Annotated in this window: 18 protein-coding genes; 9 read left to right on the top strand and 9 right to left on the bottom strand. The window is 38.8% G+C overall.

The genetic code is table 11. The features are described 5' to 3' along the window. Nucleotides 1-3: 3 nt before the first annotated feature. The 3 genes from B3C94_RS14905 (at nucleotide 4) to B3C94_RS14895 (ending at nucleotide 4,554) form a co-directional block, all read left to right on the top strand. Complete coding sequence (locus B3C94_RS14905; RefSeq protein WP_293904990.1) at nucleotides 4-792, top strand: GLPGLI family protein; 789 nt, start codon at nucleotides 4-6, stop codon at nucleotides 790-792. A gap of 251 nt (nucleotides 793-1,043) precedes the next feature. After that, nucleotides 1,044-3,761, top strand: coding sequence for an outer membrane beta-barrel protein (locus tag B3C94_RS14900; RefSeq protein WP_293904988.1), 2,718 nt, complete (start codon nucleotides 1,044-1,046; stop codon nucleotides 3,759-3,761). A 1-nt stretch (nucleotide 3,762) separates the two neighbouring features. Beyond that, nucleotides 3,763-4,554, top strand: a complete 792-nt coding sequence (locus B3C94_RS14895; protein WP_293904986.1) for a GLPGLI family protein — start codon at nucleotides 3,763-3,765, stop codon at nucleotides 4,552-4,554. A gap of 140 nt (nucleotides 4,555-4,694) precedes the next feature. On the opposite strand, the gene B3C94_RS14890 is transcribed toward B3C94_RS14895, so the two are convergent. Both B3C94_RS14890 and B3C94_RS14885 read right to left on the bottom strand, forming a co-directional pair. After that, nucleotides 4,695-4,874, bottom strand: a complete 180-nt coding sequence (locus B3C94_RS14890) for a hypothetical protein (protein ID WP_046674057.1) — start codon at nucleotides 4,872-4,874, stop codon at nucleotides 4,695-4,697. A 118-nt stretch (nucleotides 4,875-4,992) separates the two neighbouring features. After that, nucleotides 4,993-7,131 (bottom strand): S46 family peptidase, encoded by a 2,139-nt coding sequence (locus B3C94_RS14885; RefSeq protein WP_293904984.1) that lies wholly within the window; start codon nucleotides 7,129-7,131, stop codon nucleotides 4,993-4,995. A 176-nt stretch (nucleotides 7,132-7,307) separates the two neighbouring features. Here B3C94_RS14885 and B3C94_RS14880 point away from each other — a divergent pair, with 176 nt between their 5' ends. The 4 genes from B3C94_RS14880 to B3C94_RS14865 all read left to right on the top strand — a co-directional run bounded on the left by B3C94_RS14880 (nucleotide 7,308) and on the right by B3C94_RS14865 (nucleotide 9,823). Next, nucleotides 7,308-8,678, top strand: coding sequence for a DEAD/DEAH box helicase (locus B3C94_RS14880; protein ID WP_293905399.1), 1,371 nt, complete (start codon nucleotides 7,308-7,310; stop codon nucleotides 8,676-8,678). Nucleotides 8,679-8,684: 6 nt separating this feature from the next. Next, complete coding sequence (locus B3C94_RS14875; protein ID WP_293904982.1) at nucleotides 8,685-8,930, top strand: hypothetical protein; 246 nt, start codon at nucleotides 8,685-8,687, stop codon at nucleotides 8,928-8,930. Between the two features lie 108 nt (nucleotides 8,931-9,038). Next, a complete protein-coding gene (gene gldC / locus B3C94_RS14870) occupies nucleotides 9,039-9,389 on the top strand; it encodes a gliding motility protein GldC (RefSeq protein WP_088160288.1) in 351 nt (116 codons plus the stop codon). A 26-nt stretch (nucleotides 9,390-9,415) separates the two neighbouring features. Beyond that, nucleotides 9,416-9,823, top strand: coding sequence for an EVE domain-containing protein (locus B3C94_RS14865; RefSeq protein ID WP_293904977.1), 408 nt, complete (start codon nucleotides 9,416-9,418; stop codon nucleotides 9,821-9,823). 108 nt (nucleotides 9,824-9,931) lie between these two features. On the opposite strand, the gene B3C94_RS14860 is transcribed toward B3C94_RS14865, so the two are convergent. The 7 genes from B3C94_RS14860 to B3C94_RS14830 all read right to left on the bottom strand — a co-directional run bounded on the left by B3C94_RS14860 (nucleotide 9,932) and on the right by B3C94_RS14830 (nucleotide 17,686). Beyond that, complete coding sequence (locus tag B3C94_RS14860; RefSeq protein ID WP_293904975.1) at nucleotides 9,932-10,459, bottom strand: acyl-CoA thioesterase; 528 nt, start codon at nucleotides 10,457-10,459, stop codon at nucleotides 9,932-9,934. A 14-nt stretch (nucleotides 10,460-10,473) separates the two neighbouring features. Next, a complete protein-coding gene (locus B3C94_RS14855) occupies nucleotides 10,474-11,388 on the bottom strand; it encodes an SDR family oxidoreductase (protein ID WP_293904973.1) in 915 nt (304 codons plus the stop codon). Nucleotides 11,389-11,521: 133 nt separating this feature from the next. Next, on the bottom strand, nucleotides 11,522-12,466 hold the full coding sequence (locus tag B3C94_RS14850; RefSeq protein ID WP_293904971.1) for a M20/M25/M40 family metallo-hydrolase: 945 nt from the start codon (nucleotides 12,464-12,466) through the stop codon (nucleotides 11,522-11,524). A gap of 145 nt (nucleotides 12,467-12,611) precedes the next feature. Next, nucleotides 12,612-13,262: a lipoprotein signal peptidase gene (locus B3C94_RS14845; RefSeq protein ID WP_293904969.1), complete on the bottom strand. Its 651-nt coding sequence runs from the start codon at nucleotides 13,260-13,262 to the stop codon at nucleotides 12,612-12,614. 55 nt (nucleotides 13,263-13,317) lie between these two features. After that, nucleotides 13,318-13,704, bottom strand: a complete 387-nt coding sequence (locus tag B3C94_RS14840) for a TraR/DksA family transcriptional regulator (protein ID WP_046674049.1) — start codon at nucleotides 13,702-13,704, stop codon at nucleotides 13,318-13,320. 3 nt (nucleotides 13,705-13,707) lie between these two features. After that, entirely contained in the window at nucleotides 13,708-17,121 is a 3,414-nt protein-coding gene (gene ileS, locus B3C94_RS14835; RefSeq protein ID WP_293904967.1) for an isoleucine--tRNA ligase, read from the bottom strand. A gap of 214 nt (nucleotides 17,122-17,335) precedes the next feature. Continuing rightward, nucleotides 17,336-17,686: a HesB/IscA family protein gene (locus B3C94_RS14830; RefSeq protein ID WP_293904965.1), complete on the bottom strand. Its 351-nt coding sequence runs from the start codon at nucleotides 17,684-17,686 to the stop codon at nucleotides 17,336-17,338. 284 nt (nucleotides 17,687-17,970) lie between these two features. On the opposite strand from B3C94_RS14830, the gene glyA reads away from it, so the two are divergent. Together glyA and B3C94_RS14820 are read left to right on the top strand one after the other, a co-directional pair. Continuing rightward, complete coding sequence (gene glyA, locus B3C94_RS14825; protein WP_293904963.1) at nucleotides 17,971-19,242, top strand: serine hydroxymethyltransferase; 1,272 nt, start codon at nucleotides 17,971-17,973, stop codon at nucleotides 19,240-19,242. Nucleotides 19,243-19,777: 535 nt separating this feature from the next. Beyond that, the gene (locus B3C94_RS14820) at nucleotides 19,778-20,374 is read left to right on the top strand and encodes an RNA polymerase sigma factor (RefSeq protein ID WP_046674045.1); all 597 of its coding nucleotides are present in this window, start codon (nucleotides 19,778-19,780) and stop codon (nucleotides 20,372-20,374) included. Nucleotides 20,375-20,405 lie beyond the last annotated feature (31 nt).

Here is a 20,405-nt window from a genome sequence, read left to right as displayed (position 1 = left end):
AAAATGTTAAAATATATCTTTTTTCTCTTTTTCTGTTGTTCGGCCGTAGCTCTTAAAGCACAATATGTGCTATTTGGGCGATCGGGAACCATTTCTTACGATAAGACGATGTATATGAAGAATATCGTAAGTAAAAAATTCATCGCTAAGGCCGATGATAATTCAAAACAGTTTTTTGAGCGTATAATACCGAGGTTACCGGAAAATGCCGTGTTAAAAAAGTCAATGAAATTCAATGCGACGGAGACTTTGTTTGAATCGGTAAAAGACGAGAGTCTGGATGCAGAAATTAAGCAGTACATTATGATGCTGGCACTAGATTTCGATGCAACAACACTTTCAAATATGACCAACCGTTCATTTTTAAGATATAACGATATTGTTGGTGAAAAAATCATCGTTCAGGATTCCATGAAACGTATCAAATGGAAGATCACAGACGAGTACCGTGAGATCGTGGGTTATAACTGCAGGAGAGCTAATGGGATTACCCCCGATTCCATATATGTTATTGGATACTATTGCAATGAAATTCCGATCAGTGGAGGCCCAGAGTCCATCAATGGTCTTCCCGGTATGATTTTGGGATTGGTCGTACCTAGTCAGCACGTTTCCTATTTTGCAACAAAAGTCGAACTCAGCAACACCGTTGTGATGGACAAAAAGAAATTTGAGAATACCAAGGTCAAACGAATGACAAGAAAGGCCATGACGGATCAGATTACAAGTGTACTGTCTCAACATATGAATAAAGAAACTGTTCAATTTATTATGGAACTCGGAAATTTATAAACATCGTGTACGCTACACACAATATGTTGTCTATTTCTAACTGTTTAGATAAAAAAGCTCTTCTTTTGAAGAGCTTTTTTTGTGATTTTATATTTGTATTTGATTGTTAATCAGTTATTTGTTTTAATTTTTTAATACCTTTTTATTTCTTGTATTTTTTTTGCTATAAACTAAAATTAACTGAAACTAAATATTAGTTTTGTGCACGAATTTTATTACTTATATAATTATATACTATCCAATACCATGTTATGAAAAGAGTGGGGCAACTACTTTTACTTATTTTATTCTGTTTCTGCGGAATAGTTCATGCTCAATCCCGAATTGAAGGAAAAATCAGTGATGTAAAAGATCAGCTTAAGCTGCATAATGCAACAATTATGTTGTTAACAGCCAAAGATTCTATTTTGACCAATTTTACCCGTTCGGATGAAAATGGTAAGTTCTCTCTTGAGCGCCCTGATACTGGACAATATTTTATCATTGTCACCTATCCAAAGTATGGTGAATATTACACGGAGATCTTGCCAGGGCAGCACTACAATAACCTATCTATTGGAATGACCAGCAGCACAACCTTATTGGAAGAAGTAATCGTTATGGGGCGAGTACCCATTAGTATCAAGGGCGATACAACGGAATATGATGCTGGAAGTTTTAAAGTGGAAAAAAATGCCAAAGTTGAAGATTTGTTGAAAGTCCTGCCTGGGATTACAGTCGATGCTTCCGGTAAAATTACTGCACAAGGGAAAACAGTAAAGAAAATGCTGGTTGACGGAGAGGAGTTCTTTGGTGACGATCCAATTTTAGTAAGCCGGAATATTCGTTCTGACATGGTTGACAAAATTCAGGTCTACGAAAAGAAGTCTGATAAGGCTGAGAAAACAGGTATTGATGATGGAGAACGTACACAGACAATCAACGTGAAACTCAAAGAGGAGGCTAGACGCGGAATATTTGGAAAAGTAGATGTGGGTGGAGGTAGTGATAAGTTCTACTCTGGACAGGGCTTTTTGAACTACTTTAATCAATCGTTTAAAGCTTCGGCTTATTTGATTGCAAGTAACACTGGGAAGAGCGGACTCAGCTATGAGGAAGTGAATAGCATGGGGGGAGATTACGACGGAGGTGATAATTTTAATGGAGAAGGTGTTCCTAAATCCCTGAATACAGGATTTTTATATTCGGATAAAACGGCCAACAAAAAACATGCTTGGCGAATCGATTATAAACATATCCGATCCGATGTTGATCTGGATCGAAGTGTATTCACGCGCAATGCGGCACGCGATACGATATTAACAAGCAATAGCAGCACATTGGCCTCCAACGAAAATAGAAAGCATAATATTGGCTTGAAATATGAATTTAAGGTCGATTCCATGTCCGATTTAACGGTTTGGGCAGGTGCAAACAAAAGACATGATAAGAGTTCTTCAGAGACACAATCAACCACTGTCAATCAATTTGATCAGAAGATCAACGATAACATGCGAAACTTTAAGAACGATTCCAGATCAGAACAGTATAATGCCTCAGCGCTCTATGTAAGGCGATTTAAAAAGAAAGGCCGCTCGTTATCATTCAACTATTTTACATCGGGCAATAAACAAGACGGTGAGCAAGATTTGTTTTCTAAACTTACATTTTATAAAGAAGGGATTGCTGAAAGAGATTCGACCCTCAATCAGAAGAAATTTGTGAAAAATAGCTCTTTTTCCACCGGTGGAGAATTTGCATACTCTGAACCTATTTCAAAAAAGATTATCCTCTCTTTCGAATATGGATTGAATTTCAACAGAAATAACAACGCTGTTCAGTCTTTCGATAAAAATCAGAATACTGGTACTTTTGATAGACTGGATAGTCTGTATAGCAATGATTTCTTATATAAAACGACAAAAAACACCTATAATCTCGCACTTAATTACAAGCCTCTGGAGAAGCTCGTGGTTAATGTCTCAAATAAGTTCGAAAACAGTAATCTGTCGCAATTAAACCGCATGGAGAATACGAGACTTTCACGATCATTTTTTGTATATAATCCAGTGGTTGATGTCAATTATGAGATTCAAAAAAATAAATCAATCAGTTTGAAGTATCAGGGTACGAATGGTTTACCTACCTTAAATCAGATCCAACCATTACGGTCGAATTTGGATCCCTTGAATGAGTACTTAGGGAACGAAAATCTAAAGCCATCTTACACCAATAATTTGAACCTGAGCTTTAGAACCTATTCCGTATTGGAAGATAAGTTTATAGGCATCTTTTTAAGCGCTTCACGTACAAACAATGCGCTGGTGCAAAATACAACGATTGATTCATTGGGTAAGACTACATTTGTTTGGGGAAATTTGAACCACAGTAGCAACAATCAGATTAGTATAAGTCCAATGTACTACGGCAAGTTATGGAAAAAATTTCAATTGAGACATGGTGGCGGACCATCCGTATCTTTCAGCAACAATTATAACTACGTCAATACCGTATTGGCTAACGCCAAGGTACAACGTTATGGGCTTAATTATGGTCTACAGCGATCAACAACCAAGGGTTTAGACTTTGGTATTGAATTGTCCCCAGGCTATCTTATCCAAGATAATTCCATAGGCGCGATGGAAGATAGCAAGGGATTTACGTTTTCATCTGAAGGAAATCTAAAGTACTTTCTGCCAGCTAAATTTATTGTGCGAGCAGATTTTAGCTACAGCTATCAGGCTCCTACGGCGGTGTACAGTAAAAAGTTTGAACGATTCGTATTGAGTCCGGCTTTGTCAAAAAAGTTCCGAAAAGATGAAAAGCTGGAATTGACCTTTATGGTTAATGACCTCCTCAAACAGAATGTGGGTTTTGACAGAAGTCAAAACGGGACATTGCTTACTGAACGCCGATACAATACAATCAGCAGATATTATATGGTTAAGCTCACTTGGGAAATCAATAAAATGCTCGTAAAATCGAAATAAAATGAAAGATATCAAAAATTTACTCGTCCTATTGCTGGCCTTATTCTGGGGAGCCACAGCTTTTGGACAATATGCTTATTTTCCTACACAAGGAACAATTACCTATGACAAGACTGTATTTCTTAAAAACCTGCTCAAACGCTATGCAACATATGCAAAAGACGAGGATACGCGTAACTCCATCAGAGAAATGATGGGTCAGATTCCAGAAAATCAGGTGCTGAAAAAGAAACTGACCTTTTCCAATGATGAGGTCCTCTATGAGCATATTCCTGAAGAATATTCGGATGTTGTTACCGGGTTGATGCGTTCTGGAATTTTTGAGTCGGGGATAAGCGGCTATCAGAATCTGAAAAATAAAGCATTTAATTCTGTTTTTGAATTAGGTGGCGAGCGTGTTGTCATAACCGATTCAACATTAAAGATCAAGTGGAAAATTACGAATGAATACCGTGAAATCGCAGGTTACCCATGCCGTCGGGCCAACGGACTTGTACTGGATTCCATCTATGCCGTCGCTTTTTATACGGATCAGATCCCTGTTTCAGGCGGCCCCTCAGCCTTTAATGGATTACCGGGAATGATCCTTGGTTTGGCCGTTCCAGAGCTGCATTACAACATGTTTGCAACGAAGGTGGAATTGGGCGCTGTAAATCCTTCATCGGCAACGTTATTAAAGAAGAAAGATAAGCCCCTAACCAGGCAGCAGGTTTATGATAAACTGAAAGCCTCTTTCGGGGATTATTTGGGGATAAAGATCTATAACTTAGTGATGGCTTGCACATTTCTGTAAAGATCAAAAAAACTTCATGATTTCGTAGACGGCAATAACGATGTAAGCGAACTGAAGGTTTTTCTGGCCAATAACAGCAGGAACTTTCAAAAAAAAGGCCTTTCATTTGAAAGGCCCTTTTTATGTTTACTCCGAAAAGACTATTTTCCGTCGTTTTTCTTAGCAGTAACTTCGTTACGAATTTCTTGTGCTAAGGTTTTGATCTCTTGTAATCCTTTACGTACACGTGTACCAGCTGCAGAATTACCATTGTTGAAGAACTTGTCTGCATCAGCTTCGATAGAAGCTACTAACTCTTTTAATTTTACGTAGTTTTCCATTTTTTTATAATTATAATTTTAGTTTTTATGGTTTTTCCTAAACACTCCTTAAATATACAAAAACGAATCAAATAGAAAATAAATTTCGTTTTTTTTTATCGAAAAAGCTTAAAAAAAACTATTCAACAATCTTTAGTTCGTCAATAATGTTGGTCGCACCTGCAAATTTATCGATGATAAATAATACATAACGGATGTCAACTGAAATTGTACGTTGTAGCTTATGGTCGAAGATCACATCACCAGCCATTGCTTCAATGTTACCATCAAAAGCTAGGCCAATTAATTCTCCGTTGCCATTTATTACTGGTGATCCCGAGTTTCCGCCTGTTATATCGTTGTCACTTAGGAAGTTTACTGGTAAATGTCCTTTTTTATCTGCATAACGGCCATAGTCCTTATTATTGTACAGATCCATCAAACGCTGTGGCAAATCGAACTCTTCATCACCTTTTTTGTACTTCGCTATGGTACCTTTTAACGTCGTATAAAAGTTTCTGTCAGCGTCGTTACGAGGGTCTTGTGGTAAGCCTTTGATCGAACCATACGTTAAACGTAAAGTACTGTTCGCATCTGGATAGAACTTACCTTTTGGATTTGAAGCCAGTACTCCGGCAACATATTTACGGTACGCGCCTTCAAATTTATCGTCTTGGGCTTTCCAACTAGGATCTACTTGACGGTATCTGTTCAATAAAGCCGAAGAAAGCTTATACAATGGATCATTTGCTAAAATTTCAGCGTTAGGAGTTTCCAAGTAATTGTTCAGACGTTCAGCAGATGCAAAAATACTATTCTTCACAGATTCTTTGACATAAGCAGTAAAGTCACCATTATTTTTAGCTGCCAATTCTGCAATATATGGTGCAATATTGCCTGCTTTTTTAGCGTAAAGATTCAATTCATCAATTAATACTTGCTCTTCTAGCGGCATATACATTTTCTCGTACCCCGCATCGATAGCAGATTTTAAGCGTGGAAGGATCGCACTTCTTCTTGCTTCATCTCCAGCTGCATATACTTCTAAACCCGATCCGATTGTGTAAGGTAAGGCTGCAATTGCACTGGAACGCAACATGCCCATTAAATAGTTGTCATGTCGAGCTTTCTCGTTTGTAGCAGCGTAAAACTCATTGATTGTTTTGATGACATCACCGTATTCTGCTTTGTTGGGGCCTTTATTTGCCCATTTGTCAAATTTAGCTTCATCTTTTGCTTTCGACTCTGCCGTTTTATGTAATGTCAATGCATCAATCATTCCTTGACGGTTTTTCCAGTAATTGGCTACTTGAGAGTATTTAGAAGCATAGTTCAATTTTACAGCTTGGTCCTGATCCATGAATTTTTTCATGGCATCCATACCTGTTTTAGAAGCTTCTACCCAAGCTGGATAAGCGAATTTAACGTTCTGATTGATTCCTCCAGAAGGCATCCAACGATTGGTACGACCGGGATAGCCCAAGATCATCGCGAAATCTCCTTCTTGAACACCTTTTAAGCTAACAGGTAAGAAATGTTTAGGTTTCAAAGGAACATTGTCTTGTGCATATTCTGCTGGATTACCATTTTTATCAGCGTAAACACGGAAAATTGAGAAATCTCCCGTATGACGTGGCCATTCCCAGTTATCTGTATCACCACCAAATTTTCCAATACTATTTGGAGGTGTTCCTACCAAGCGGACGTCGTTGTAATCTTGGTATACAAAATAATAATACTCATTGCCTTGGTAGAACGATTTTACTTCAACCACATACTTGCCATTTTCGCTATTTTCCTGTTGGATTTTAGCAATTTCAGCAGCAATGATTTTTTTGCGTTCATCTTCTGCCATTTTGTTGTTAACCAATCCTAAGATCCGTTTTGAAACATCATCCATACGCACAAAAAAGCGAACCGACAACGATTTAGGTTTCAGTTCTTCATTTTTGGATTTGGCCCAGAAACCATTTGTTAAATGATCATTTTCTGGTGTGGAAAGTTCTGCAATAGCACCATATCCACAGTGGTGGTTGGTGAATACTAAGCCTTGATCAGAAACGATCTCAGCAGTACAGCCACCATTGAATTGTACGATCGCATCTTTTAAGCTAGAGTGGTTAATGCTGTAGATTTCTTCGGCACTTAAACGAAGCCCTTTTTTCTGCATATCTGACTCATTCAGACGCTTTAGATACATTAAAAACCACATTCCCTCGTCGGCAAATGCAGCAAAGCTTGTTGTGATGAACAACAAACACATCCATAATTTTTTCATATCAACCTGATAAAAAGTTTGTTTATACAGTACAAAAATGCTTTAATTCTCTTAAAAACCAAAATATTAGACTTTATAATATGCTATTTGCCAATTTTTATGTCAATTAAAAGTAAATGTGTACCGTATTGGTTGTCAAGGAAAGTCAAATGGACTCTTTTCCTTATCTTTGCAAAATGCAGCAATCATTTGAAAATTTTAAATTCAATAAACAGATCTTAAATGCGATAGCGGAGGCGGGGTATGAACAGCCGACAGAGATCCAAGAAAAGGCAATTACTCCAATATTGGCCGGGCAGGATGTGATGGGAATCGCTCAGACTGGAACTGGAAAAACGGCGGCATTTGTGTTGCCCATGCTGATGAAACTAAAGTATGCTCAGGGAAATGATGCGCGTGCTTTGATTTTGACACCTACAAGAGAACTGGCCATGCAGATCGAAGAAAATATTCAACTGTTTTCTACCTATCTTGATTTGCGTTCAGTGGTACTCTACGGTGGACTTGGCCCAAAAACTCAAATAGAGACGCTCGAGAAGGGGGTAGATATTATCGTTGCAACACCAGGTAGATTCTTGGACTTGTACTTGGAAGGGCATATTGTCGTTAAATCACTCAAATTTTTGGTCTTGGATGAAGCTGATAAGATGATGGACATGGGGTTTATTAGTAAGATTCATCGCGTATTGGAAATTGTTCCGAGAAAACGTCAAAACCTATTGTTCTCGGCAACAATGAGTGAACTCGTTCGCAAAATTGCAGGTGATTTTTTAGCATTTCCGACAGTTATTGAGGTATCAGAACAGGCCACACCAGCAAAAACGGTTAGTCAGGCACTGTATTTTGTACCGAATCAAAAGACAAAGTTGAATTTATTACAGCATCTATTGAAAGATGATGAAGCTTTTAGCCGATTGATCGTTTTCTGCAAAACAAAACAAGTTGCCGACAATGTATTCCATTTTTTAGAACGTAAATATGGCAAAGATGAGGTTCGCGTCATTCATGCTAATAAAGGCCAGAATACACGTATAAACTCGATCAATGCATTCAAGGAGGGTAATATCCGTATTTTGGTTGCAACGGATGTTGCGGCACGGGGACTTGATGTTTCTAATGTGAGTCATGTGATTAACTTTGAGGTACCTATCGTTATCGAGGACTATGTGCATCGTATTGGACGTACTGGACGCGCTTTCAATGAAGGGGATGCGATCACATTCTGTAATGATGCCGAGAAGTATTACGTGCGTAAAATAGAGAAACTGATTAAACAGAGCATACCTGTTTACACCATTCCTGAAGATGTTTTTGTTGAGAAAACGCCTTTTCAGGAAAAACAGGATATTGCACGTGAGATTGACAATCAAAAACGAAAAGACAATCCCGATTACCAAGGCGCCTTTCATGAGAAAAAATATGTGATCAAACAGAAAGAGGTACGTGAGGCGCAACGTGCTTCGGGATTTAAACCGAAGGCAAAAAGCAAGAGTAAATCTGGTGGAGCGAAATCCGGAGGAACAAACCGCAATTTTAAAAAACGTTAATTTATTGTGCGCTTTACACCACTAAATATCGCTAGTGCATGCCTTGTGGCTTGGTTTGTTATGGAAAACCCCAATGATGAAAAAGCTTTATTTACTTGGGGGGCATTTATCCTATTGTTGCTGATATTGACAGTTGTTGATATTGCATTTAGGGTCTTTGTAAAGCAAAATAAAAAAATGTGGTTATTTCAATTAGCATTTTTGGTAGTCGTTTGTGTTACCAGTTTAATTGTCAAAGTAGCTTTTGCGTAAGAGGTCAAATTAAAAATAAAAGATAAGCTATGTCATGAATCGATGGCAGTTAGAATCTGTTTCAAAAAATACATAGCTCAATACTATAAATAGCTCAATAATATTAAAATGAAAAAAGCTGAAATAAAATTACAGGTAGAGTTAGATGAAAACAATGTGCCTGAAAATATCATGTGGTCATCAACAGATGGGAATAATGCAGAGGAATTACCAGCGAAAGCGATGTTTTTGGCTTTATGGGATTCACATTATAAGAATTCAATGCGTATTGACCTTTGGACCAAAGATATGCCGTATGATGAGATGAAGCGTTTTTTCTATGAAACGCTCCAAACGTTGGGCGATTCTTTTATCCGTTCTTCTGGCGGTGATCCAATGGCGGAAAAAGTTATTGGCGACTTGCGCGACTACTGTGCACATTTTGCAGATAAGATGGAAGTTTTAATGCCACAACAATAGTTTATAACGCTTAACAAAATTTGACTATGCAATACTTCTTGGTAAAGTCTGAACCATTTAAATATAGTTGGGAACAATTTAACAAAGATGGACGTACATTTTGGGATGGCGTTCGCAATTATCAAGCTAGGAATAATATTAAAGCTATGAAAGAAGGAGATTTAGTCCTGTTCTACCATAGCAATGAAGGGAAAGAAGTCGTAGGTGTAGCCAAAGTAGTCAAGGAATTTTATCAGGATCCGACAACGGATGATGAACGTTGGGTCGTTGTTGATCTGGCGCCTGTAGAGACACTGAAGAAACCTGTTACCTTGGAAACCATTAAAGCAGACGAGCAGTTACAGGATATCGCTTTGGTTAGGCAAGGGCGTTTGTCTGTCATGCCGCTGAAACCAGAAGAGTTTGATCGAATTTTAGCACTTGGGAACGTTTAAGTTGCCTCGGATAGAATAAGCCTAACATAAGATAGGTCGTGAAATCAAAAAGGGAAAACAAGCTGTTTTCCCTTTTTTGATCTGTATGTAGGCGATTAAAATATAGTATCAGTTCTTTTGGCTAAAAAGGCTGACCAATGCTTTTAATTTTTTCGCATTTTCAGGCTTCAGCTTCCCGGCAAGAATAAGACGCAGTTCTCTTCGTTGCAATGCATCCTCGTATGCCTTGTGTTCTGAATCAGTTTCCGGAATTAAAATTGGCACAGCTTTGGGGTTATTATCTGCGTCCACGGCAACAAAGGTATAATAAGCCTCGTTGGTTTTTACGCGGGTGCCTTCCGGCAGATTGGACGCAAAAATTTCCATGCGCACCTCTAAAGAGCTATTAAAAGCACGAGTCACTTGCGCCTGAATGGTAACGACCTCGCCCAGTTTAATGGAACGTTTAAAAGATACGTTATCAACAGATACTGTCACAACGACATTGCTACAGTGTTTTTGTGCAGCAATGGCCGAACAGATATCCATCCAATATAATAAACGGCCACCCATCAAATTCCCAAATGTATTGGTATCATTGGGTAATACCAATTCGTTCATCTCTGTGTATGACTCTCTAGCAAATTTCTCCATCATATCATTATTTGTCATTATCGTCCAAAGGTTTTGAATTGTTGATCTATGATTGCCAGCGAATCGATAAATGATGTCGGAACATAGCCCAGTTCAGCCTTAGATTTTGTCAAATCAAAACCTGTCTGACGTGGTCGGTTTTCCGCCTGTCCAATGCTTGCTGCACTGATCTCTGAGATCAATCCTTTATCTAGCTTCCAGTAGTCGGCAATTTTATCAACAGCCTCGCTGATTGACATCAGTTCAGAACCTGAAATATGAAATATTCCCTCCGCCTTCCGATCGATAGCTAGTTGGCAGGCATAGGCCAAATCATCTACAAAGGTAGGCATTCTCCATTGGTCATTGACTACTTTTATCGGTTCATTTTTTGACAGTTTGCTTTTTGCCCACAATACAAGGTTGGAACGGTTTGGATCAGCATTTATTCCGTAGACCAATATAGTACGTAAGATCGCATAATGACAGTTGGATTGCACAAGCACTTGTTCGGACGTGTACTTACTCTTCCCATATTCACTTTGTGGATTAGGCAGATCTGTTTCAGCATAAGGTGCATTTTTTTTGCCGTCAAATACAAAATCCGTGGAGAGGTGGATCAGTTGGGTCTGATGTGCTGTACAATAGGATGCCAAATATTCTACAAGGTCGACATTCAGTAATTGACAAGCCACTTTATCTGCTTCACAAGCTTCTACACTCGTCATAGCTGCTGTATGTACGATTGCATCCAAAGTGTGTGTAGCTAAAAAATCTATCAGCTTTGTCCGGTCCGATAGGTCTACCTGAAAGAATGTATAATTCACTTGATTCGGGTTTCGATTTGGTCCCTTTGAAATGGCAATAACATCATAATGTTCATTTTTGGCGAGTAAATCGACGACTTTTTGACCGAGGAATCCATTGGACCCTGTCACTAGAACTTTTTTCATCAACAATAATTAAAATATTAGCTGAGCACCTGTTTACTAGGCTGCTTTAGCCGGATTCAGGTGCTCTGTTTATTTATTTGGTTTTACCTATTGGCTTTCCCATCAGCCCTATGGCATTGAAGAGGGGTGTTTTTTAGTTGGTCCAGATAAAGTCCATCTTGCTGGATTGTTTCATGATATTTTCAATAACCGTTTTTTCGAGATCTAGAATAGATTTCAAAGCGTTGTAATCAATTTTATCGGCATCATCCGTTGGCATATGGTAGTCTGGATGTCCGCCAGTGTGGAAAAATAACACCGGTATATTTTTCTTGTAGAATGAGGTCTGGTCAGAGCCACCATTGCCATCCTTGCTAAGATTAAATTTTATAGGTGCTTGAACATCTTTGAATATAGTAGGCCATTGGCTACTTGTTCCATAGCCGATGACAGCAAGGCCGTTGCTAGGATTGTAGCGGCCGATCATATCCATATTGAGCATGGCTGTGATCTTTTCTAAGGGGAGGGTAGGGTGTTCTGTAAAATATTTGGAACCAACTAAGCCCAGTTCTTCTGCGCCAAAAGCGATAAACAATAAGTTGTAGGGTTCTTTTTCATTGTTGCCGCTGAAGTAGCGTGCGAGTTCCAATAAGCCCGCAGTACCCGAGGCGTTGTCGTCAGCTCCGTTATGGATTTTGCCCACTCCTAAAGAATCTTTAGAGCTTCCTTGACGACCGGTTCCCAAATGATCGTAATGGGCGCCAATAACAACTGTCAAGTCCGCACCATTATCAATAAATCCAATGATATTATCCGCATTGCGAATGCTGTCTGCAACTTTTACTTTCCATACTTTGGCTTTGAAGGATTGGCGGTACCCTTTGTCACCTTTAGGTTCAAGTTTATATTTTTTAAATTCCTTTTCAATGTAATCTGCTGCTTTAAATACTTCCTTGCTACCTGTTCCTCGCCCCTGCATTTTGTCGTCAGCAAGGTAATAGATATGTTTTTTTAAGTTAGAAACTTCGATCTGCTGTGCACGTGCTACCTGTATTCCTAATAGGCAGCAAAATGTCAGAAGTAAGCTAATGTTTTTCATGTTGATATTTGGTATTTAGATATGGTTTTTACCTTTTAATCTTTATTCTTTGCTTCGTAACCGCTACAGTTTTTTTACTTTTTATTTTGAAATATCTTAAAAAATAAAAGCCTTGAGATTAACAAGGCTTTTAGGTAATATTTCGTTAATCTTCAACGATTTCACTGTGGATGCTGGATTTTTCTTCTTTTTCTGTTTTAAAATACCTCTTTTGAAATAATAGGATCAAAACCACACCGACGGAAATGGCAGAGTCTGCAATGTTGAATACAGGCCGGAAGAATAGAAATTCTTCACCGCCCCAGAACGGTACCCAAGAAGGGAAATTTCCTTGAATTAATGGGAAATACAGCATATCGACTACTTTTCCGTGAAGGAAGGAAGAATAACCTCCGCCAGCTGGGAATAAAGTCGCCTTATCATACCATGTACTATCACTAAAGATGACACCATAAAAAGCGGAATCAATGATATTTCCTAAGGCACCGGCAAGAATTAAGGCAACGTTTAAGATAAAACCGCGGTTATACTTATTTTTGATCATGTAGTGCAGGCCATATCCAATACCGGCCACAGCTAGAATTCGAAATACGGTCAAAAACAGTTTTCCATAATCACCGCCAAACTCCATGCCGTAAGCCATTCCATTATTTTCAATAAAATGAATCTGGAAAAATTTGCCCAAGATATGGTGGCTTTGTCCAATTGTCATCGAGAGTTTAACCCAAATCTTTGACAACTGGTCTATTAAAAGTATTGCGACAATAAGCGCAATTGGTTTAGTATAACCCTTCATTGTGTTATAAAAATGGTCTTTGCCTAAGCAAAGACCATATATTTAATGCCTAAAATTAATATTGTTTGTTTTTCGCTTCGATGCTCAAAGTCGTGTGTGGAACAGCTTTCAAACGTTCTTTTTGAATCAGTTTTCCTGTTTCTCTACAGATACCATACGTTTTGTTCTCGATGCGCACCAACGCTGCTTCTAGGTTGTCGATAAACTTCTTTTGACGTGCAGCCAATTGGTTTGTTTGCTCTTTTTCCAAAGTAGCAGAACCATCTTCCAATGTCTTGTATGTTCCAGCAGTATCGTCTGTACCATTCGCATTGCTGTTGTTTAGCGTTGCGGTCAACGAGGAAAGCTCTTCTTTTGCTATTCTAAGCTTGTCCAAGATAATATCTTTAAATTCTTGTAATTCTGAATCGCTATAGCGTGTTTTCTCGTTGTTGTTTGCCATAATTTAATTTTTTTGGATTAATGCCTTAAGTTCTTTGCCATCGATCTCGATGGTCTCTCCTTCAGTTAGTGAATCTTCAAATACCAATGAATCGGCCAGAATTTCGGTGCAAATATACGATAAATTTTCATTGGCAGCATTGACCACTTCTGAAGCAGCTGTTAACTTTACGTTAATTCTATCAGTGACTTCTAATCCTTTATCCTTCCTTAGATTTTGTAGGCGGTTGATCAATTCTCTTGACAAACCTTCTTTTTTCAATTCTTCAGTGATATGTACATCTAATGCTACGGTCAATTTACCTAAATTCGCTACCTGCCATCCCTCAACGTCTTCTGCTATAATTTCCACATCGCTCAGTAAAATCGTATATGGCGTGCCTGCTAGGGCCAATTCGCCTGTTGATTCCAACGTGCTAATTTGATCTATAGTCAACGATTGGATAGACGAAGAAACTAACTTCATATCCTTACCAACTTTCGCGCCAAGAGCTTTAAAATTTGGTTTTATTTTTTTCTTAATAATACCAGTGGTATCCGTGATGAACTCGATATCTTTGATATTGGTCTCGGAAAGTATCAGATCTTTTACTTTTTCTACCTTCTCCTGGAAAGCACTATCAAGTACAGGAACCAAAATTTTGTTCAAAGGTTGACGTACATTGATGGAAGTTTTCTTCCGTAAAGAAAGTGTCAGCGACGAAATATCCTGCGCTAATGCCATACGTTCTTCTAGGTCTTTATCGACTAGACTTTCATTATACACTGGGAAATTTGCCAGGTGAACAGATTCAACTTGTTCCTTGTTGGTGGCTGCATTCAGATCCAGGAATAGTCTGTCCGAGAAGAATGGTGATATCGGAGACATTAATTTCGCAATCGTATCAAGACATGTATAGAGTGTTTGATAAGCTGAAATCTTATCATCTGTGTAATCTCCTTTCCAGAAGCGACGGCGGCACAGACGAACGTACCAGTTGCTGAGATGTTCATCAACGAAGTTTTGGATAGCACGTGCTGCTTTTGTAGGCTCGTAATCTGCCAAGTATTCGTCTACTTCTTTGGTCAACGAATTTAACAAAGAGATAATCCAACGGTCAATTTCAGGACGTTTTTCCAAAGCTATATCGGGTTCTGCGTAAGAGAACTTATCGATATTGGCATAAAGGGCAAAGAACGCGTATGTATTGTATAAAGTACCGAAGAATTTACGACGGACTTCATCCAGCCCTTCCATATTGAATTTAAGATTGTCCCAAGGCGCAGCATTGCTGATCATGTACCAGCGGGTCGCGTCGGCACTATATTGATCGATTGTCGAGAATGGGTCAACACCATTGCCTAAGCGTTTGGACATCTTGTTGCCATTTTTATCCAATACCAAACCGTTGGAAACAACATTTTTGAAGGAGATCGATTTGTACATCATCGTAGAAATCGCATGTAAGGTGAAAAACCAGCCACGTGTTTGGTCAACTCCTTCAGCGATAAAGTCTGCCGGGTATGCATGATCGAATCCAGCTTTAAAAGGAAACTGTTCCCCTTTGGCTAATTTTTCGTGATCCAAGCCCCATTGTGCATAAGGCATTGCACCCGAATCAAACCAAACGTCGATCAGATCAGGTTCGCGGAATAACTTTTGTCCGGCATCAGAAACAAGAACGATATCGTCTACATAAGGACGGTGAAGATCCAATTGCTCGGTGTCGAATTTATCTAAGTAAGCTTTATTCTTCGCTTTTTCATCGTCAGACAAAACGTCTGAAGTCAAAGATGCTTCCAATAAAGACTTTAATTCAGGAAGCGAACCGATACAAACCTCTTCATTTTCGTCTTCTGAGCGCCAGATAGGAAGTGGAGTTCCCCAATAACGAGAGCGTGAAAGGTTCCAGTCTACCAAGTTTTCCAGCCAATTACCAAAACGTCCTGTACCAGTTGCTTCAGGTTTCCAGTTGATGGTTTTATTTAAGGCAACCAAATCTTCCTTCACTGCGGTTGTGCGGATAAACCAGCTATCTAATGGATAGTATAGAACAGGTTTGTCTGTACGCCAACAGTGTGGATAGGTGTGCTCATATTTTTTAACATCGAAGGCTTTATTGTCCTCTTTTAATTTGATAGAGATCAATACATCCGTAGGTTTGAAGTCTTCTTTCGAACGTTCTTCAGCACTGTAATATTCCTCTTTGACAAATCTTCCGGCAAAATCTGTGATTTCACTTACAAAACGGCCAGTACGGTCAACAGTAGGTACCTCTTTTCCGTTTTCATCTTTCACTAAGATGCCCGGTACCCCATGCTCTTTTGCTACACGAAAGTCATCTGCACCATAAGTAGGAGCAGCGTGGACGATACCAGTACCGTCTTCAGTCGTAACAAAGTCCCCTGGAATAACGCGGAAAGCATTTTCCTGCAAGTCCTCGTTGGTGATATAAGGCAACAATTGTTCATAGCGCAAGCCAACAAGTTCCTCACCCACAAATTCTGCTGCAAGTTCCCAAGGGATTACTTTATCGCCCAATTTATAGTCTTGGAAAGATGCGTTTTCCCCTTCGGCTTTAAAATGCTTGCTGATCAGATCTTTTGCCAATACGACGGATACAGGAGATCCCGTATATTTATTGAAAGTCCTGATCTTAACATAATTTATTTTCTTGCCTACAACCAATGCTGTGTTGGACGGTAAAGTCCATGGTGTGGTCGTCCAGGCAATGAAAGCAACATCTTCCGCCTCATCGTCAACTAGTTTTTCGATTGCTGGATGAAGCTGGCTTTTGATCAATCTAAATTCGGCAACGATGGTCGTATCTTTCACATCTTTGTATGTGCCCGGTTGGTTAAGTTCATGTGAACTCAATCCAGTACCTGCGGCCGGAGAGTATGGCTGTATCGTATAACCTTTATACAAAAGACCTTTTTTATAAAGTTCTTTTAATAAATACCATAGGGTCTCGATGTATTCATTCTTATAGGTAATGTAAGGATGTTCGAGGTCAACCCAATAGCCCATTTTTGTGGTTAGGTCATTCCAGACATCGGTATATTTCATCACCTCCTTACGGCAAGCGTCATTATATTGTTCTACAGTGATCTTTTTACCGATATCCTCTTTTGTAATTCCAAGAGCTTTTTCGACAGCAAGTTCAATGGGTAGGCCATGGGTATCCCAGCCACCTTTTCGTTTCACTTGGTAGCCTTTCAAAGTCTTGTAACGACAGAAAATATCCTTAATCGTACGGGCCATCACGTGATGGATGCCAGGCATTCCATTTGCAGAAGGCGGGCCTTCAAAAAATGTATAGGTCTTGCTTTCAGGACGATTATTGATACTTTTTTCGAATATTTTTTCCTGTTCCCAACGGGTCAAAATCTCTTTACCTATCTCGGGTAAATTTAACTGCTTATATTCTTTGTACATCAGACTGTTGTATGCTTCTTTTCTAAAGGTCGCTAATTTAGTGATTTATGATGGAAAATGAAAGAGGGCTTTGTTGTCCTATTATCATTAAATAGAGATCAGATTCTTTGAAATCTTTCCTTGAGTATATTACTGGAAATAGCGGTATGGCTACTACGAAAAAGGGACTACCTATTGGCAGTCCCTTTGTTATTTCATTTGTGTTGAAATTCAACTAAGCTGAAAAACTGCTGCCGCACCCGCAGGTGCTTGTTGCATTGGGATTGTTGAATGTGAACCCCCTTGCATCGAGTCCTGATTTGAAGTCGATTTCCATACCAGCAAGATATAGGCCATGCGCTTTATTCATAAAGATGCGAATTCCTTGAATTTCGTATTCGTTATCCCCGTCCTTTTTCTGGTCGAAGCCCAAGATATAACTCATGCCGGAACAACCACCGCCTTCGACACCGACACGTAAACCAAAATCATCAGAGATTTCTTGTTGATCCTTTAATTTATTTAGTTCCTTGATTGCCCCGTCTGTTAAAGAAACAGGAGCAACTGCTGTATGTTCTGTACTCATTATAATAATGTTTTAACCAATCCAATACAAAAATACATTTTTTTAATGGCAAATAGCTTGACCTGGATTTTTTGACATTTTCGAAACATTAAATTTTTCGTAGGCTTATTCGGCTCGTGGTACAATAAAATGTTCCTTGCCTAATTAGGTAATTTGCATAAATAAGGCTGTTTCGCTAAGAACATTTAATAAAATATGCCTTTTTGTCGATATTCTTTATGGAATATGCTATCTTTGAGGCATTAAAATAAACTACAAAATTTACTTTACAACATTTAAAAACAATGGAAAGAGATCAAGCCATTTTTAATTTAATAGCTGATGAGCTTAAACGCCAAGAAGAGGGTATTGAATTAATTGCTTCAGAAAACTTTGTTTCAAAACAAGTGATGGAAGCTGCTGGTTCAGTGTTGACAAATAAATATGCAGAAGGCCTCCCAGGAAAACGTTACTATGGAGGTTGCGAAGTTGTGGATGAGATTGAAACCATCGCAATTGATCGTGCAAAACAATTATTTGGCGCAGAATGGGTAAACGTTCAACCTCACTCTGGTGCACAAGCAAATGCGGCTGTTTTTTTGGCGACAATCAAACCTGGAGACAAAATTTTAGGTCTTGATTTATCTCACGGTGGTCACTTGACACACGGATCACCAGCTAACTTATCTGGTAAGATCTATCAACCATTATTTTATGGTGTAAAAGAAGATACTGGTCTAATTGACTACGAGCAACTGGAAGAAACAGCGCTTCGTGAAAAACCGAAGATGATCATCTGTGGTGCTTCTGCTTATTCTCGTGATTGGGATTACGCACGCATCCGTAAAGTTGCAGACGAAATTGGTGCTATCGTGATGGCAGATATTTCTCACCCTGCGGGTTTAATCGCTCGTGGTTTATTGAATGATCCACTTCCACATTGCCATATCGTTACGACAACTACGCACAAAACGCTTCGTGGTCCACGTGGTGGTATGATCATGGTCGGTAAAGATTTTGAAAATCCATGGGGTATCAAAACGCCTAAAGGTGAAATCCGTACAATTACGCAATTATTGGATCTGGCTGTATTCCCAGGTACACAAGGTGGTCCTTTAGAGCATACCATTGCTGCGAAAGCGATCGCGTATGGCGAGGCTTTATCTGATGATTATATGGAATATATCGTTCAGGTGAAGAAAAATGCAGCGGCATTGGCACAATTCTTCGTAGAAAGAGATTATAAGATCATCTCTGGCGGTACAGACAATCACTTGATGTTGGTGGATCTTCGTAACAAAGATATTTCTGGTAAAGAAGCGGAAGCTGTGTTGGGCAAAGCAGGTATCACAACAAATAAAAACATGGTTCCTTTTGATACACGTTCTCCTTTTGTCACTTCAGGTGTGCGTTTCGGTACAGCGGCTATTACCACACGTGGTATTAAAGAAAATGAAATTGTACAAATCGGCGAATTGATCGATGAGGCATTGAAAAATGCGTCTAATGATGCCCAACTGGATTTGATCCATGGTAAAGTTAGAGCAATGATGGCTGAGTTCCCGTTGTATAAATAAGACATTCCCCGTAGGAATATAAAGCGGAATGACCGACAAGGTGATTCCGCTTTTTTATTTCTTTTCTTACAGCTATTTTTCAACGTAACATTTACGGTATAAGTCTCTACCAACTTAACTTATCATAGGAATTTTATACGAATCTGAATCGTACTTTAAACGGTTCTTATAGGGATTCATCCGAATGAGGTCCGGATGAGGTCCCTGTAAGCTCCCTATAAAGTCCGGGTTATAGAATGCCCTGTTACCGTGTTGTCCTTCTCGTGTACTGCTGTTGTTTGTAGCTTGTTTGATGGTATTGGAGTAATTGGGTAAGAGCTTCGTTTTGGAAATGTGGAGAGGAAAACTTATTTTTAAATGTTAAAAAATCTTAAAATAAATTGTAATAATTTGATTACTCATTTATTTTGCGGTAATTTGGTTTGAGATTAATTAATTGTTTTACAATAAGAAAGGGTAGTTTATACGGCAAACATTTACATTTTAACACAGAACTGATAATTTATTTGCGAACTGCTAAAAAAGTAAGTGACGTATGAGACTTTTAAAAAGTAAAAGCGATCAAGAGTTGATCCAAATGTATGTCGGTGGCCAAGAGTCCGGCCTAGAGGCATTGTTGAATCGATATAAATCGAAAATTTATACCTCTATATATATGAAAGTAAAAGATGAATATCTTGCTGAAGATATTTTCCAGGAGACTTTCATTAAAATCATCAACACATTAAAATCAGGTAAGTATAATGAAGAAGGTAAATTTTTGCCTTGGGCTATTCGTATAGCACACAATATGATTGTTGACTTTTTTAGAAAGGCAAAACGTGCCCCAAATATTGTAAATGCCGATGGTTTTGATATTTTTGAGGTACTTGAATTTAGCGATGAAAGTGCGGAATCCAAGATGCTCAAACAACAGGTTGATGTTGATCTCAAGAAAATGATTCAAAAACTTCCGGATGATCAGAAAGAAGTGCTCATCATGCGCCACTTTTGCGATATGAGTTTTAAAGATATTGCGGAAATAACTGAAGTAAGTATCAACACCGCTTTAGGGCGAATGCGTTATGCATTAAGTAACTTACGTAAAATGATCGAAGGTACCGATCTGACCCTGCAAATGGGCTATTTATAATAGATAATAAAGAGGGACGTTTTTAAACGTC

The sequence above is a fragment of the Sphingobacterium sp. UBA5670 genome, from assembly GCF_002420705.1.
Classification (GTDB): Bacteria; Bacteroidota; Bacteroidia; order Sphingobacteriales; family Sphingobacteriaceae; genus Sphingobacterium.
Note: the sequence above shows the minus strand (reverse complement) of the source record. Positions and strands in the feature narration are given on the sequence as shown.

Excerpts from the sequence above, each read along its gene's own strand:
- B3C94_RS14905 (WP_293904990.1), top strand. The coding sequence starts at position 4 with ATGTTAAAATATATCTTTTTTCTCTTTTTCTGTTGTTCGGCCGTAGCT.
- B3C94_RS14900 (WP_293904988.1), top strand. The coding sequence starts at position 1,044 with ATGAAAAGAGTGGGGCAACTACTTTTACTTATTTTATTCTGTTTCTGC.
- B3C94_RS14895 (WP_293904986.1), top strand. The coding sequence starts at position 3,763 with ATGAAAGATATCAAAAATTTACTCGTCCTATTGCTGGCCTTATTCTGG.
- B3C94_RS14890 (WP_046674057.1), bottom strand. The coding sequence starts at position 4,874 with ATGGAAAACTACGTAAAATTAAAAGAGTTAGTAGCTTCTATCGAAGCT.
- B3C94_RS14885 (WP_293904984.1), bottom strand. The coding sequence starts at position 7,131 with ATGAAAAAATTATGGATGTGTTTGTTGTTCATCACAACAAGCTTTGCT.
- B3C94_RS14880 (WP_293905399.1), top strand. The coding sequence starts at position 7,308 with ATGCAGCAATCATTTGAAAATTTTAAATTCAATAAACAGATCTTAAAT.
- gldC (WP_088160288.1), top strand. The coding sequence starts at position 9,039 with ATGAAAAAAGCTGAAATAAAATTACAGGTAGAGTTAGATGAAAACAAT.
- B3C94_RS14865 (WP_293904977.1), top strand. The coding sequence starts at position 9,416 with ATGCAATACTTCTTGGTAAAGTCTGAACCATTTAAATATAGTTGGGAA.
- B3C94_RS14860 (WP_293904975.1), bottom strand. The coding sequence starts at position 10,459 with ATGATGGAGAAATTTGCTAGAGAGTCATACACAGAGATGAACGAATTG.
- B3C94_RS14855 (WP_293904973.1), bottom strand. The coding sequence starts at position 11,388 with ATGAAAAAAGTTCTAGTGACAGGGTCCAATGGATTCCTCGGTCAAAAA.
- B3C94_RS14850 (WP_293904971.1), bottom strand. The coding sequence starts at position 12,466 with ATGAAAAACATTAGCTTACTTCTGACATTTTGCTGCCTATTAGGAATA.
- B3C94_RS14845 (WP_293904969.1), bottom strand. The coding sequence starts at position 13,262 with ATGAAGGGTTATACTAAACCAATTGCGCTTATTGTCGCAATACTTTTA.
- B3C94_RS14840 (WP_046674049.1), bottom strand. The coding sequence starts at position 13,704 with ATGGCAAACAACAACGAGAAAACACGCTATAGCGATTCAGAATTACAA.
- ileS (WP_293904967.1), bottom strand. The coding sequence starts at position 17,121 with ATGTACAAAGAATATAAGCAGTTAAATTTACCCGAGATAGGTAAAGAG.
- B3C94_RS14830 (WP_293904965.1), bottom strand. The coding sequence starts at position 17,686 with ATGAGTACAGAACATACAGCAGTTGCTCCTGTTTCTTTAACAGACGGG.
- glyA (WP_293904963.1), top strand. The coding sequence starts at position 17,971 with ATGGAAAGAGATCAAGCCATTTTTAATTTAATAGCTGATGAGCTTAAA.
- B3C94_RS14820 (WP_046674045.1), top strand. The coding sequence starts at position 19,778 with ATGAGACTTTTAAAAAGTAAAAGCGATCAAGAGTTGATCCAAATGTAT.